A 13,813-nucleotide genomic window follows, 5' to 3' on the forward strand; every position below is an offset into this window, starting at 1 on the left:
GAGTGGCCGCAGGCCGCTGCCGGCACCCGGGGGTGTACGGGTGTACGGCTCCGCCGCTCGGGCGCGCGACCAGCCTCGACGGCGCAGCACGCCCTCGACGACCTGCTACGGTCGCCACAAATCAGGACCAAGTACTCGAGAGGTGACCGGTGGCAACCAGCAACGCGGCTTTCGTGACCGCCCTCACCACAGCGGCCCTCGCGACGGTCGGCTTCCTCGCCTACCAGGCGTCCGCGACGGTCCCCACCAGGGCGCACACCAGCAGTGTCCCGGCGGCCGTCACCTCGAAGGTCCCCCGCGACGGGCGCAACCCCGCCGCGCTGCCGCCGGGCTCGGGCGCCGGCGAGCGCGTCGTGTACTCCCTGGACGACAACCGTGTCTGGCTGGTCAACGCCGGCGGCCAGGTCACCCGCACCTTCCAGGTCATCCCCGGCACCATCGACCCCGCGCCCGGCGTCTACGTGGTGACCTCCCGGTCGAACTCCGTGACCGGCACCGACGGCACGCCCATCGAGCACGTGGTCCGCTTCACCAGCATCGACGGCGTGGCGATCGGCTTCAGTTCGGCCGTGGAGCAGGCGGGGCGTCCGGCCCCCGCCGCGACCACGGTGCCGACGGGTGGCATCCGGGAGTCCCGCGAGGACGGCGACGCGATGTGGGCCTTCGCGACGATCGGCGCGAAGGTCGCGGTCATCCACTGACTCGACCGCCTTCGGGCGGCTCAGGCCGATTCGGTGCTCAGGCCGCTTTGGAGCTCAGGCCGCTTTGGAGCTCAGGCCGCTTTGGGGCGCTCGGCGGCAGCCGTCCGCGTCGTCCCCGGATCGGGCAGCCGCGGCGGTGTGGAGACGGCCTCCGCGGCCGCGCAGGACGCCAGCAGATCACGCATGGACACACCGCCGACGAGCACGTACGGCTGCGGCTGGGGCCGGTTCTCGGTGGCCGACATGGACGCCTCCTGGAGTTCGGGGGCGGGCGTAGTTAGGCAGACCTAACCACGAGCTGGGTACCATGTGACCACGCATACGACGCACTGTGCAATATCTTGCCGACGGATTGTCGGAAACGTTCACACGACGGGCGGTGGCGGACGGCTTCTCAGGCCGTGAGCACGCTGAGGTCGGTCGCGGCCCACCGCTCTCCGACCGGCGTCAGCGTCACGTGCCGCACCTCGTCGGTCGTGTCACCGACCGCGCGGTGGATCTGCACCTGGAGCCGGTCGTCGGTCAGCTCCTCTACCTTGCCCTCGCCCCACTCCACGACGATCACCGACTCCGGCAGCGAGACGTCGAGGTCGAGGTCTTCCATCTCGTCGAGCCCGCCGCCCAGGCGGTACGCGTCGACGTGGACGAGCGGCGGCCCGTCCCCCAGGGACGGATGCACCCGGGCAATCACGAAGGTCGGCGAGGTCACGGCCCCCCGCACCCCGAGCCCCTCACCGAGTCCGCGGGTCAGTGTCGTCTTGCCCGCGCCGAGTTCCCCGCTGAGCATCACGAGATCCCCGGCGCGCAGCAGCTTGGCGAGCTTCAGGCCCAGCTCGCGCATCTGCTCGGGGGAGGTGACGGTCAGCTCGGTCTCAACCGGGTTGCGCGGTACTGCTTCCATAACCGCCAACGGTAGCCCCTGCCGGTACCGCCCCCGCGCGGGTGAGCAGGTCGGCGAGGCGGTCGGTGACCACTTCCGGGTGTTCCAGCATGACGAGGTGCCCGGCGTCGGGGACCAGCACCAGCTCCGCCTCCGGCAGCAGGGAGGCGATCGCCTCGCTGTGCTCGCTGGGCGTGACCATGTCGCCCACTCCGGCGAGCACGAGCACCGGCTTGTCCACGAAGTGGGCGAGGGCGGCGGTCTTGTCGTGGTTGTCGAACGCCGGGTAGTACTCGGCGACCACGTCGATCGGGGTGCCCTCGATCATCCGCTCGGCGAACCGGACGACGGCCGGGTCGACGTCCCGGGAGGCGAAGGAGTAGCGCTTGATGACCCCGGCGAACAGGTCGGCGGTGGCCCGTCGGCCCTTCTCCACCAGGTCGGCCCGCTGCCCCAGCGCCTTGAGGACGCCCGGCAGCACCCGCCGTACGGCGTTGACGCCCGCGACGGGCAGCCCGAAGTTGACCTCGCCGAGCCGCCCGGACGACGTACCGACCAGGGCCACCGCGACCACGCGGTCGCGGATGAGTTCGGGGTACTGGTCGGCCAGTGCCATGACGGTCATTCCGCCCATGGAGTGACCGACGAGCACGATCGGGCCCTCGGGGACGGTCGCGTCGATGACGGCTTTGAGGTCGCGCCCGAGCTGCTCGATGTCGACCGGCACCCCGTCCCGCACCTGCCGGGCACCCCGCCCCGACCGCCCGTGGCTGCGCTGGTCCCAGTGCACGGTCCGTACGACACCCCTGAGCGCCGCGCGCTGGAAGTGCCAGGAGTCCTGGCTGAGGCAGTAGCCGTGGCTGAAGACCACCGTCACCGGAGCGGGGGCCTTGCGCCCGAACAGCCGGCGCCGGCGCGGCGACAGCGCGGGAGCGGCCTCCGGATCGACGTCGTCGACCTCGTAGTACAGCTCGGTGCCGTCGTCGGCTTGCGCCTTTCCGGGGGTGCCGCGCACTGCGCCGTACGGCCCGGTCGAGTCGAGGGCGAGCCGGGCCCGCTCCCGCATGCCGCGTCCGACGGTGAGCCGCTCGAGGGCGACACCCGCCGCGGCGCCCGCGGCGATCACGCCTATCGCGGCGCCGGCGAACCCGGTCGCCCGGCGCCACCCGCCACCCGCCGCCGTAGCGGAGGCGAGGGCCACCGAAGCGGCGGCGTCGACGACGGCCTCCGCACTGCTCTCGCTCACGTACCGCTCCTGTTCGCTGGGTCGTTCAAGGGCCGGGTGATACCGGTGTTGCGGGACTGGCCGATCTGACGCGCACTGTTGCGGTTACCCCGCTTGTCCCTCATTCACATAGACGCGGGGAACGCGCGTTCCGATGCGGGTCACGATTTCGTAGGCGATGGTGCCCGCTGCCTGGGCCCAGTCCTCGGCGGTGGGCTCGCCCCGGTCGCCGGGGCCGAAGAGCACGGCCCGGGTGCCGGTGGCGGGCTCGTCGCCGCCGAGGTCGACGACGAACTGGTCCATGGCGATCCGCCCGGCGACCGTGCGCCACTTGCCGTCGACCAGCACCGGTCCGGCGCCGGAGGCGTGCCGGGGGATGCCGTCCGCGTATCCGACGGGCACGAGACCGAGGGTCGTGGCACCCGGGGTGACATAGCGATGGCCATAGCTGACGCCATGGCCTGCGGGAACGCGCTTGACCAGCGCGAGCGACGCCGACAGCGTCATCACCGGGCGCAGTCCGAAGTCGGCGGGGTCGCCGATCTCGGGGCTCGGCGAGATGCCATAGGTCGCGATGCCGGTCCGGACGAGGTCGAAGTGGCTCTCCGGAAGGGTGAGGGTGGCCGGCGAGTTGGCGATGTGCCGCACCTCGGGGCGCACGCCCTGGCCCTCGGCGTACGCGAGCATCTCGCGGAAGAGGGTGAGCTGGGCGGCGATGGAGGGGTGGCCCGGCTCGTCGGCGCAGGCGAAGTGCGACCAGAGGCCGGTGACGCGCAGGAGTCCTTCGGACTGTGCGCGCAGGGCCTCGGCGACCAGCTCGGCCCAGTCCTCGCCGGGCTGGCAGCCGCCCCGCCCGAGGCCGGTGTCGGCCTTGAGCTGCACGCGCGCGGGTACGCCGGCCTCGCGGGCCGCCGCGACGAGCTCCCGCAGCGCCCACATCCCGCTGGCGGAGACGTCGAGGTCGGCCTCGATCGCCTCGCGCCAGGGGCCGCCGGGCGTCCACAGCCAGCACATGATCCGCCCCGGCAGCCCCGCCCTGCGCAGCGCCAGAGCCTCCTCCGGCGTGGCGGTCCCGAGCCACCCGGCCCCCGCCTCGACCGCGGCGCGGGCACAGGGCACCGCGCCGTGGCCGTACGCGTCGGACTTGACCACGGCCATGAGGGCGGACCCCGACGCGCGGGCGCGCAGGGCCCGCACATTGGCCCGCAGCGCGGTCAGGTCGATCTCGGCGCGGGCGCGCAGCGGTGCGGTCGGGGCGGTTGCTGTCTCGTTCATGGCGCCCCCAGTGTCTCAGAGGCGACTGACACCGCCGATGAGCACGTCCCGGGACGCACACACACGCGTGTGGGTCACGCGTCGGGTCACGCGTCGGGTCACACGTGGGTCGCGCGGGTCAGAGGATCAGACCGTGCCGGGCCAGGTACTTCACCGGGTCGATGTCATAGCCGTACGGGCGGCGGGAGCGCACCTCGAAGTGCAGGTGCGGGCCGGTGGCGCGCCCGGTGGCGCCGCTGCTCCCGATGCGGGTGCCGGCCTTGACCTTGGCACCGCGCGCGACGGAGATGCGCGAGAGGTGGGCGTAGAGCACGTACCGGGAATCGCTCATCTTGATCGTCACGGCCTTTCCGTACGACCCCGACCAGCTGGCCAGGACGACGACGCCGGTGCCCACCGCGTAAACCGGGGTTCCCTTGGCCACGGCAAGATCCACTCCGGTGTGGTATCCGGCCAGCCAGTTTCCCCGCACGCGGTAGCGCATGGTCACTCTGGCCCGCTTCCGGATGGGGCGAGTCCACTTGGCCGCTGCGAGGGAGCGGTCGCTGACCTCGACGTCCTCGGCGGACTCGAGGAGTTCCTCGTATTCCGCGTCGTAGTCGCTGCCGCAGTTCCCGCCGTGCTCTTCCTCTAACGGTTCGGGGGTGTCCTCGCGAAAACCGAGAAGGGGACTCCCCAGAACGACTGCCGCTCCTCCCAGCAATTCACGCCGGGTGGTGCCTCGTATATTTGGCTCATCCATGCGGCCAGCGAAACATCGCCCTTTCGGCTCCGCATATTCGACCGACCGGTATTGGTCCCATCAGGTAGTAGTTCGCGGTGACTCGCCCGTTTGCCGGGCCCAATGGCCCAGGGTCACGCGTCCGTGACGTCCCGCCAGGCCGCCGGTACCGCCTCGGCCACGTCGTGGGCACCCACCGGGGCCCCGTCGGCCGCGAACCGTCCGGCCAGCCCGTGCAGGTACGCGCCCACGCTGCCGGCGTCCAGGGCGCTCAGCCCCGACGCCAGCAGGGACCCCGCGAGGCCGGACAGGACGTCCCCGCTGCCGGCGGTGGCCAGCCAGGCCGTCCCGGTCGGGTTCACGCGTACGGCCCCGCCGCCCGCGTCGGCGACCAGCGTGGTCGAGCCCTTGAGCAGCACGGTCGCGCCGTAACGCCCGGCGAGTTCCCGAGCGGAGGCCAACCGGGCCCCCTCGACCTCCTCGCGCGCCACCCCGAGGAGCGCGGCGGCCTCTCCGGCGTGCGGGGTCATGAGCGTCGGGGCGGTACGCGCGCGTACGGCGTCCCGGTCGGCGAGCCGCAGCCCGTCCGCGTCGACGAGCACCGGCACGTCCGACGCCAGCACCTCCGCGACGGCCGAGGCGTCGTCCCCGGCCCCCGGTCCCACCACCCACGCCTGCACCCGCCCGGCCTGCTTCGGCCCCCGGTCGGAGACGAGCGTCTCGGGGAAGCGGGCGAGCACGGCGTCCCCGGCGGGCCCGACGTACCGTACGGCCCCGGCGCCGCCCCGCAGCGCCCCGTACACGGCGAGCACGGCGGCCCCCGGGTACCGCGCGGACCCGGCGGCGATCCCGACGACGCCCCGCCGGTACTTGTCGCTCTCCCCGGTGGGTACGGGCAACAGCCGCCGCACGTCGGCGTGTTGGAGGGCCTCCACTCCGGCCTCCTCCGGGAGCGCGAGCCCGATGTCGACGAGCCGCACCGACCCGGCGTACTCCCGCGCGGGATCGATCAGCAGCCCCGGCTTGTGCGTCCCGAACGTGACGGTCAGGTCGGCCCGCACGGCCGCCCCGCGCACTTCCCCGGTGTCGGCGTCGACCCCGCTGGGCAGATCCACGGCGACGACGGCGGCGCGGGACCGCTCGGCGACCTCGGCCAACCGCGCCGCGTCGGGACGGAGCCCGCCCTTGCCGCCGATCCCGACGATGCCGTCGAGGAGGAGGTCGGCCCGCTCGATCAGTTCCTCGGCGCCACCTGAACCTACCGTCCTGCCACCGGCGCGCCGCAGCGCCGCGAGCCCCCCGCCATGGGCCCGCTCGGGCGCGAGCAGCACGGCGGCGACCCCGGCCCCGCGCCGGGCCAGCCGGGCTCCGGCATACAGGGCGTCACCGCCGTTGTCCCCGCTCCCGACGAGCAGCACGACCCGCCGACCGTACACCCGCCCCAGCAAGTCCGCGCAGGCGGCGGCGAGTCCGGCAGCCGCCCGCTGCATCAGCGCGCCCTCCGGAAGCCGCGCCATCAACTCCCGCTCGGCGGCCCTGACCGTCTCCACGTTGTACGCAGTACGCATGGGATCGAGTCTCCCCCGCCGCGGGCGGAGATGAACAAGGCGGGCCCGGTGCGCCGGCGCGGCGCCGACGAGCCTCTCGCCCTCTCCGTTGACGCGCGTGCGGACCCCGCCTCCCGAAATCTTCCTCTTCCGTGCGACGGACGCGCCGCCCTGCCCCGTAGAGCAGAGCAGACGACATCAGCCCACAGGGAGGGAGCACGACGTGGCAGGGCACGGAGTCAGAGGTGCCAGGGGGGCGGTGATCGCGGCGGCGGCCATGGCGGCGCTGACCGCGTCACAGGCGCCGGGGTCGGTCCCGGCACGGGCCTCCGCACCCCAGCGGGAGGCACCCGTCGAGCACGGCCAGAGCGTGTCGGGCGACACCCCGTACCGCACCGCACTCCCGCCGCTGCGGACGCGGGAGCGCAAGAGTGGGGCATCTGTGCGTGGGGCGGTGGGAACGGGCGCCGCGCTCCCGGCGAGTGTCTTCGCCGCCTACCGGCGCGCCGAGGCGGAGCTCGCGCACACCGCTCCCGGCTGCCGGTTGCGCTGGCAGTTGCTGGCCGCGATCGGCCAGGTGGAGTCCGGGCAGGCGCGGGGCGGCCGGGTGACGGCGGACGGTACGACCGTGGCGCCGATCCTCGGGCCGCGGCTGGACGGCGGCGCCTTCGCCGTCGTACGGGACACCGACGGCGGCGCGTACGACGGGGACCCGGCCTACGACCGGGCGGTCGGACCGATGCAGTTCATCCCGTCGACCTGGGCCCGCTGGGGCATGGACGGCAACGGCGACGGGCGGGCCGACCCGGGCAACGTCTTCGACGCGGCACTCGCCGCCGGGCGCTACCTGTGCGCGGGCGGGCGGGACCTCTCCGACCCGGCCGCGCTGGACCGGGCGGTCCTCGGCTACAACCACTCGCAGGCGTATCTCCGCACGGTCAGAGCCTGGTACGCCTACTTCCTGGAAGGGCACCGGGTGGTGCCGGACAGCTCCGCTCAAGGATTGAGGCGCTCCGACCCGTCGCGGCCGAAACCTGTGCCGAATCCCACGCCGAAGCCGACCCCGTCCCCCCGTCCCAGCGCCTCCCCGTCCCCGACTCCGTCGGCACCTGGCTCGCCGACCCCCGGCACGTCCCGTCCATCTGCCGGGGGCACGGAGACGGAGGAACCCCAACTCCCCACGCCCGGCACGGACATCGAACTGCCCGGCGCCGACCTGCTGCCCAGCGGCGCTCCGCTGGGCGGCAACGGCGTCGACTCGATGGCCTCCACCCCCTCCACAACCGCGGATACTCGGCGGTAATGTCGCCATCCGCCGGACAGCACGAGACCGGCGGATGAGCGCGAAGGGGCCCTCATGGCGATGGACATGCCTGACATGCCTGCGGAGATACAGGCGGCCCACGACCGTTGGCAGCGCATGTGGAGCCACCGCGAGCACCTGCTCAAGGTGGCCCGGCGCAGGTCGATGAGCCCTGAGGACGCCGAGGACGCGGTGCACGAGGCCATGCTGCGCGCCGCGGAGCGCCCCGACCTGGACGACGAACGCCTCGGCGCCTGGCTGACGACCGTGACCATGCGGCTGTGCGTCGACCGGTACCGCCAGGTCAACCGCGAGGCCGAGGTACGCAGCAGCCCCACGCTCGTCGCGCCGGGCCCGGTGCCCGTCGAGGAGGCGGTGTGCGACCGGGCCGAGGCCAAGTGGCTGGCCGTGCGCAGCGGGGAACTGCCCGCGCGCCAGGCCGAAGCGCTCCGGCTGAAGTCCGAGGACCTCGACGTCGGCCAGGTCGCCGTGCGTATGGGGCTCAGCTATCGGACCGTCGAGTCACTGCTCGCCCGGGCCCGGCGCACGCTGCGTACCTCGCTGGCCGGAACGCTGGGCGTCGCGCTGTTCCTGTGGGGGCGCGGGAAGCTGCGCGCGGGCGGACACGCGCAGGCGTTGGCGGTGACCTCAGCGGCCACGACCCTGGTGGTGGCGGGGTTCGTGGTGCCGTACATCCACGACGGGGACGGGCAGGACACTCCCCGGCCCTCGGTGTCCCGTATGGCCCAGGCGACCACGCGGACCGTCGGGCCCGACGACGTCGGCCGGCCAGCCACCCCGAACGCCCGTGATCTGTCGGCCGCCTCGACGACTCACGAAGCGACGCCGACGCCGACAGTGCCGCCCGGCGATCACGACCGGTCGCAGCTGCCACTGTCGGTGCCACGGCTGCCGGACGCCTCACTGACAGCGGTGCCGCCCGTTCCCGATGTTCCCGACATCCCCGACCTGCCGAACGCGCCCGACCTCCCCCACCTCCCCGATCTGTCGGCCACGTCCACCGTCCCGACGACACTGCCGGCCCTCTCTGAGGCTTCCGCCGCGTCCTCCGCCCCGGCCGGCGTGGCGACGCCGACCCCACTGCCTTAGAACCGCGCCGAGAGCGCCGCCGTAGAACCAGTGGTACCGCCGGGAAAGACGCCGCCGTCGACCTGGCGGAAACCCCGCCGCAAGACCCCGGAAAAAAATCCGGTGTCCGTCGCGACGGACACCCCGCCCCTCCCCGTAGAGCAGATGTCGGAGCTGCTCCATGGCTGAAGGGTGGACCGGATGGGTGTCGAGATCTGTGTGGAAGGGCTGACGAAGTCCTTCGGTCACCAGGTCATCTGGCAGGACGTCTCGCTGACGCTGCCCGCCGGGGAGGTCTCGGTCATGCTCGGCCCCTCGGGTACGGGCAAGTCGGTGTTCCTCAAGACGCTCGTCGGACTGCTGAAGCCGGAGCGCGGCTGCGTGAAAGTCGCGGGCCGGGACGTGACCAAGCTGCGCGAGCACGAGCTCTACGAAGTGCGGAAGCTCTTCGGCGTGCTGTTCCAGGACGGCGCACTGTTCGGCTCGATGAACCTGTACGACAACATCGCCTTCCCGCTGCGCGAGCACACCCGCAAGTCCGAGAGCCAGATCCGGCGCATCGTGCTCGAGAAGATGGACATGGTCGGGCTGATCGGGTCGGAAGGGAAGCTGCCCGGTGAGATCTCCGGCGGAATGCGCAAGCGGGCCGGGCTGGCGCGGGCGCTGGTGCTCGACCCGGAGATCATTCTGTTCGACGAGCCGGACTCGGGCCTCGACCCGGTGCGCGTCGCGTACCTCAACCAGCTCATCGTCGACCTCAACGCGCAGATCAACGCGACGTTCCTGATCGTCACGCACGACATCGCCTCGGCCCGGCAGGTGCCGGACAACATCGGGCTGTTGTTCCGCCGCGAGCTGGTCATGTTCGGGCCCCGCGAGAAGCTGCTGACCAGCGACGAGCCGGTCGTACGGCAGTTCCTGAACGGCCGGATGCAGGGCCCGATCGGCATGGCGGAGGAGAAGGACGCCGCCCAGGTCGAGCAGGAGCTGGCCCAGCTCGGCGACGGAGCGCACCCGAGGACTCCCGGCGGTCAGGCTCTGACGCCCCGCCTGTTGCCGGGCCCGGGCATCACCCGCCCGCCCCGGTGGGAGGCGATCGCGAGACGCGAGGCCGAGCTGCACCGGAAGGAGGTGGCGGACGCATGAGCCTGTCACCGACCGGGGCGCTCAGACAGTCGGGGAACCTCTTCGCGATGGCGCTGGACGTCGTCCGGACCGTGCCCCGACGGCCTTTCCAGGCACGGGAGTTCATCCAGCAGGCCTGGTTCGTCGCGAGCGTCACCATCCTGCCGACGGCCCTCGTGTCCATCCCCTTCGGCGCGGTCATCGCGCTGCAGATCGGCAGTCTGACCCGGCAGCTCGGCGCCCAGTCGTTCTCCGGGGCCGCCTCGGTCCTCGCGGTGCTCCGGGAGGCATCGCCGATCGTCACCGCGCTGCTGATCGCGGGCGCCGGCGGCACGGCCATCTGCGCGGATCTCGGGGCGCGGAAGATCCGCGAGGAGATCGACGCGATGCAGGTGCTGGGCATCGACCCCATTCACCGGCTGGTCGTCCCGCGCGTGCTGGCGTCGATGGTGGTGGCGGTGCTGCTCAACGGGCTGGTGTCCGTCGTCGGTGTCGCAGGCGGCTACTTCTTCAACGTCGTGCTGCAGAACGGCACACCGGGCGCCTATCTCGCCTCCTTCACCACGCTGGCCCAGCTGTCCGACCTGTGGGCGGCCGAGATCAAGGCGCTGGTGTTCGGTGCGATCGCGGCGATCGTCGCCTCCTACAAGGGACTTACGGCGAAGGGCGGGCCGAAGGGCGTGGGTGACGCCGTGAACCAGTCGGTGGTGATCACCTTCATGTTGCTGTTCGTGACGAACTTCGTGATGACCGCGGTGTACTTCCAAGTCGCCCCGCAGAGGGGTTAGCCGATGCGACCACTCCAGCGCCCCCTGCGCTCCCTCGAAGAACTCGGCGCCCAACTCTCCTTCTACGGCCGCTCGCTCGCCTGGACCGGCCGCACCCTGCGCCGCTACAAGAAGGAGATCCTGCGGCTGCTCGCCGAGGTGAGCTTCGGCCGTGGCGCGCTCGCCGTCGTGGGGGGCACGGTCGGCGTCATCGCCTTCCTGTCGTTCTTCACCGGCACGGAGGTGGGCCTGCAGGGGTACGCCGCGCTCAACCAGCTCGGCACCTCCAATTTCGTGGCGTTCCTCTCGGCGTACTTCAACACCCGGGAGATCGCCCCGCTGGTGGCCGGGCTCGCCCTGTCCGCCACGGTCGGCGCCGGGTTCACGGCGCAGCTCGGCGCGATGCGGATCAGCGAGGAGACCGACGCGCTCGAAGTCATGGGCGTCCCCTCGCTGCCGTTCCTGGTGACCACCCGGATGATCGCCGGCTTCGTCGCGGTGATCCCGCTGTACGTGGTCGGGCTGCTGTCCTCGTACTTCGCCGCCCGCACCATCACCACCGGCTACTACGGGCAGTCCGCGGGCACCTACGACCACTACTTCCAGCAGTACCTGCCGCCGGTCGACGTGCTGTGGTCCTTCGGCAAGGTGCTCGTCTTCGCCGTCCTGATCATCCTGGTGCACTGCTTCTACGGCTACTACGCGAGCGGCGGCCCGGCGGGCGTCGGCGTCGCCGTGGGCCGCGCAGTGCGCACCTCGATCGTCGCCATCAACGTCCTGGACTTCTTCCTGTCGCTCGCGATCTGGGGCGCCAACACGACCGTGCGGATTGCGGGGTGAGCCGTATGAGAGTGCTGAGACTGCGGTTGTACGGCCTGGTGTTCCTCGCCGTGCTCGGCCTGCTGCTGTCCCTGTCCGTCGCCGTGTACCAGCAGGTGTTCACCTCGGCCGTACGGATCGAGCTGGAGGCCGACAGCCTCGGCAACCAGCTCGATCCGCGGGCCGACGTCAAGCTGCGCGGGCTGCTGGTCGGCGAGGTGCGCGCGGTGCACGCCGACGGGACGAAGGCGACGCTCGACATCGCACTGAAGCCGGAGTACGTCGCGCACATCCCTTCCGACGTGCACGCACGGCTGCTGCCCAAGACGCTGTTCGGCGAGAAGTACGTCGATCTGGTCGCACCCGCGCACTCTGGGCACTCTGCGCGCTCGTCGGCTCGCCCCATCCGCGCCGGGGACGTCATCACCCAGGACCGCACCCGTGTCGGCATCGAGCTCCAGCAGTTGATGAACGACCTGCTGCCGCTGCTGCGGACCGTGCAGCCCGGCAAGCTCGACGCCACGCTCTCCGCGTTCGCCACCGCCCTCGAAGGGCGCGGCGACCGGATCGGCGACAACCTCACCCGCGTGGAGGACTATCTGCACCGCCTCAATCCCCACCTGCCGTCCCTCACCGCGGACTTCGCACGCCTGGCCGACGTCGCCGAGGTGTACGGCGACGCGGCTCCCGACCTGATGAAGATCCTGCGCAACACCGTCACCACCAGCCGCACCATCGTCGAGCAGCGGGACCGGCTCGCGTCCGCGCTCACCACGACGGCCACCGCCGCGGGCACCGCGGACGACTTCCTCGCCGCGAACGGCGACCGGCTGATCACCCTGGGCCGGATCTCCCGCCCCACGCTCGACCTCTTCGCCCGTTACTCACCCGAGTACCCCTGTCTCCTCGCCGGCCTGGTCCGTGAGGAGCACGCCTCCGAGCAGGCATTCCGCGGCGGCAAGATGCACATCACGCTCGAGGTCGTCCGCCAGCAGGGGGCGTACGAACCCGGTGAGTACCCCCGCTACGGCGAACGGTCCGGGCCCGACTGCCGCGACCTGCCCCGTCCGCCGGTGCCCGCACCCGGGGCCCACCTCAACGACGGTTCGAAGAAGGGGAGTCCGTCCGGCCCGGCCGGCGTGTCCGCCACCCGGGCCGAGCAGCGAGCCGTCGGATCACTCGTGGCGCCCGTCATGGGCGTGCCCGCCGACCAGGTGCCGCCGGTGGCGACCCTGCTGTTCGGGCCGATGGCGCGCGGGACGGCGGTGAGCGTCGCATGAGGAACACCGGAGCCCGACAGGCCGCCGCACCGCTGATCAAGTTCAGCCTCTTCGCCCTGGTGACGATCCTGGCGACGGCCCTGCTCGCCGCCACCATCGTCAACATCTCCCTCACCCCCGAGCACACGTACCGCGCGGTGTTCAGCGATGTCACCGGCCTGGAGAAGGGCGACGACATCCGGGTGGCCGGGGTACGGGTCGGCGAGGTCGAGGGCATCAGCATCAAGGACCGGACGCTGGCCCAGGTCACCTTCACGGTCAGCGCGGACCGCCCGCTGCTCAGCGGCACCGGCGCGGTCGTCCGCTACCGGAACCTGGTCGGACAGCGCTATGTCGCCCTGACCGAGGGCGCGGGAGACGGCACCCGGCTGAAGCCCGGCGCCACGATCCCGCTGTCGCGCACGCAGCCCGCGCTGGACCTCAACGCACTGCTGAACGGCTTCAAGCCACTGTTCGCCGCGCTCAGCCCGCAAGACGTCAACCAGCTCGCCACCGAGATCATCCGGACGCTCCAGGGCGAGGGCGGCACCGTGAACAGCCTGCTGGCGCACACGGCTTCGCTCACCACGACCCTGGCAGGCCGCGACGAGCTGATCGGCTCGGTGATCGACCATCTCAACACCGTGCTGGGCACGCTGGACAAGCGCGGCACCCGCTTCTCCGGGCTGCTCAAGCAGCTGCGCCGTCTGATCTCGGGCCTGTCCGCCGACCGCAAGCCCATCGGGCAGTCGCTGGTGAGCATCGGCGACCTGACGGACGCCACCTCGGGGCTGCTCACGGACGCGCGTCCACCGTTGAAGGACGACATCGCCGAGCTGACCGAACTGACCGGAACGCTCAACAAGAACGAGAAGACCGTGGAGGGCGTGCTGAAGCGGCTGCCGAACAAGCTGAACGAGCTGACCGGGACCGCGTCCTACGGCTCGTGGTTCAACTTCTACCTCTGCGACTTCGACGGCCGGATCGTGCTGCCGAAGACACAGCAGGTGCTCACACCGGAGCTGCACGTGGCCAGGGCGAGGTGCGGCGCATGATGAAGCGTTCCCGCAAGCGCCGCCCGGAGCCGTTGGTCAAGGTCCGC

Annotated in this window: 14 protein-coding genes; 8 read left to right on the forward strand and 6 right to left on the reverse strand. The window is 71.9% G+C overall.

The genetic code is table 11. The features are described from left to right. Positions 1–149 precede the first annotated feature (149 nt). Positions 150–701, forward strand: coding sequence for a hypothetical protein (locus tag ACIRP7_RS08760; RefSeq protein WP_403655481.1), 552 nt, complete (start codon positions 150–152; stop codon positions 699–701). A 71-nt stretch (positions 702–772) separates the two neighbouring features. Here the strand turns inward: ACIRP7_RS08760 and ACIRP7_RS08765 are convergent, their stop codons facing one another. The 6 genes from ACIRP7_RS08765 to ACIRP7_RS08790 form a co-directional block, all read right to left on the reverse strand. After that, entirely contained in the window at positions 773–946 is a 174-nt protein-coding gene (locus ACIRP7_RS08765; RefSeq protein WP_393600353.1) for a hypothetical protein, read from the reverse strand. Positions 947–1,095: 149 nt separating this feature from the next. Next, a complete protein-coding gene (gene tsaE, locus ACIRP7_RS08770) occupies positions 1,096–1,602 on the reverse strand; it encodes a tRNA (adenosine(37)-N6)-threonylcarbamoyltransferase complex ATPase subunit type 1 TsaE (protein ID WP_403655483.1) in 507 nt (168 codons plus the stop codon). Next, entirely contained in the window at positions 1,574–2,827 is a 1,254-nt protein-coding gene (locus tag ACIRP7_RS08775) for an alpha/beta fold hydrolase (RefSeq protein ID WP_403655485.1), read from the reverse strand. The genes tsaE and ACIRP7_RS08775 overlap by 29 nt, the downstream gene beginning before the upstream one ends. An 84-nt stretch (positions 2,828–2,911) precedes the next feature. Beyond that, positions 2,912–4,081 carry an alanine racemase gene (gene alr, locus ACIRP7_RS08780; RefSeq protein ID WP_403655487.1) on the reverse strand — a complete coding sequence of 390 codons (1,170 nt, stop codon included), beginning with the start codon at positions 4,079–4,081 and terminating at the stop codon, positions 2,912–2,914. Between the two features lie 118 nt (positions 4,082–4,199). Then, entirely contained in the window at positions 4,200–4,823 is a 624-nt protein-coding gene (locus ACIRP7_RS08785; protein ID WP_403655489.1) for a M23 family metallopeptidase, read from the reverse strand. A 113-nt stretch (positions 4,824–4,936) separates the two neighbouring features. Continuing rightward, on the reverse strand, positions 4,937–6,370 hold the full coding sequence (locus ACIRP7_RS08790; protein ID WP_403655491.1) for an NAD(P)H-hydrate dehydratase: 1,434 nt from the start codon (positions 6,368–6,370) through the stop codon (positions 4,937–4,939). A gap of 202 nt (positions 6,371–6,572) precedes the next feature. On the opposite strand from ACIRP7_RS08790, the gene ACIRP7_RS08795 reads away from it, so the two are divergent. From ACIRP7_RS08795 to ACIRP7_RS08825, 7 genes are all read left to right on the forward strand, one after another. Then, positions 6,573–7,652: a lytic transglycosylase domain-containing protein gene (locus ACIRP7_RS08795; protein ID WP_403655493.1), complete on the forward strand. Its 1,080-nt coding sequence runs from the start codon at positions 6,573–6,575 to the stop codon at positions 7,650–7,652. 66 nt (positions 7,653–7,718) lie between these two features. Beyond that, a complete protein-coding gene (locus ACIRP7_RS08800; RefSeq protein ID WP_403655495.1) occupies positions 7,719–8,762 on the forward strand; it encodes an RNA polymerase sigma factor in 1,044 nt (347 codons plus the stop codon). A gap of 180 nt (positions 8,763–8,942) precedes the next feature. Beyond that, the gene (locus tag ACIRP7_RS08805; protein WP_403655497.1) at positions 8,943–9,887 is read left to right on the forward strand and encodes an ABC transporter ATP-binding protein; all 945 of its coding nucleotides are present in this window, start codon (positions 8,943–8,945) and stop codon (positions 9,885–9,887) included. Then, positions 9,884–10,654 carry an ABC transporter permease gene (locus ACIRP7_RS08810; RefSeq protein WP_030679597.1) on the forward strand — a complete coding sequence of 257 codons (771 nt, stop codon included), beginning with the start codon at positions 9,884–9,886 and terminating at the stop codon, positions 10,652–10,654. Before ACIRP7_RS08805 ends, ACIRP7_RS08810 begins: the two co-directional genes overlap by 4 nt. A gap of 3 nt (positions 10,655–10,657) precedes the next feature. Then, positions 10,658–11,473 carry an ABC transporter permease gene (locus ACIRP7_RS08815; protein WP_306977468.1) on the forward strand — a complete coding sequence of 272 codons (816 nt, stop codon included), beginning with the start codon at positions 10,658–10,660 and terminating at the stop codon, positions 11,471–11,473. 5 nt (positions 11,474–11,478) lie between these two features. Beyond that, a complete protein-coding gene (locus ACIRP7_RS08820) occupies positions 11,479–12,732 on the forward strand; it encodes an MCE family protein (protein ID WP_403655500.1) in 1,254 nt (417 codons plus the stop codon). Further along, positions 12,729–13,766: an MCE family protein gene (locus tag ACIRP7_RS08825; RefSeq protein ID WP_403655502.1), complete on the forward strand. Its 1,038-nt coding sequence runs from the start codon at positions 12,729–12,731 to the stop codon at positions 13,764–13,766. Before ACIRP7_RS08820 ends, ACIRP7_RS08825 begins: the two co-directional genes overlap by 4 nt. The last annotated feature ends 47 nt before the right edge of the window (positions 13,767–13,813 follow it).

The organism is Streptomyces sp. NPDC102270 (genome assembly GCF_044766405.1).
In the GTDB taxonomy this organism is placed as follows: Bacteria; Actinomycetota; Actinomycetes; order Streptomycetales; family Streptomycetaceae; genus Streptomyces.

Bases quoted from the DNA above. Each gene is read 5' to 3' on its own strand.
- ACIRP7_RS08810 (WP_030679597.1), top strand. From the start codon at position 9,884: ATGAGCCTGTCACCGACCGGGGCGCTCAGACAGTCGGGGAACCTCTTC.
- ACIRP7_RS08825 (WP_403655502.1), top strand. From the start codon at position 12,729: ATGAGGAACACCGGAGCCCGACAGGCCGCCGCACCGCTGATCAAGTTC.
- ACIRP7_RS08785 (WP_403655489.1), bottom strand. From the start codon at position 4,823: ATGGATGAGCCAAATATACGAGGCACCACCCGGCGTGAATTGCTGGGA.
- ACIRP7_RS08815 (WP_306977468.1), top strand. From the start codon at position 10,658: ATGCGACCACTCCAGCGCCCCCTGCGCTCCCTCGAAGAACTCGGCGCC.
- ACIRP7_RS08790 (WP_403655491.1), bottom strand. From the start codon at position 6,370: ATGCGTACTGCGTACAACGTGGAGACGGTCAGGGCCGCCGAGCGGGAG.
- ACIRP7_RS08800 (WP_403655495.1), top strand. From the start codon at position 7,719: ATGCCTGACATGCCTGCGGAGATACAGGCGGCCCACGACCGTTGGCAG.
- tsaE (WP_403655483.1), bottom strand. From the start codon at position 1,602: ATGGAAGCAGTACCGCGCAACCCGGTTGAGACCGAGCTGACCGTCACC.
- alr (WP_403655487.1), bottom strand. From the start codon at position 4,081: ATGAACGAGACAGCAACCGCCCCGACCGCACCGCTGCGCGCCCGCGCC.
- ACIRP7_RS08765 (WP_393600353.1), bottom strand. From the start codon at position 946: ATGTCGGCCACCGAGAACCGGCCCCAGCCGCAGCCGTACGTGCTCGTC.
- ACIRP7_RS08820 (WP_403655500.1), top strand. From the start codon at position 11,479: ATGAGAGTGCTGAGACTGCGGTTGTACGGCCTGGTGTTCCTCGCCGTG.
- ACIRP7_RS08805 (WP_403655497.1), top strand. From the start codon at position 8,943: ATGGGTGTCGAGATCTGTGTGGAAGGGCTGACGAAGTCCTTCGGTCAC.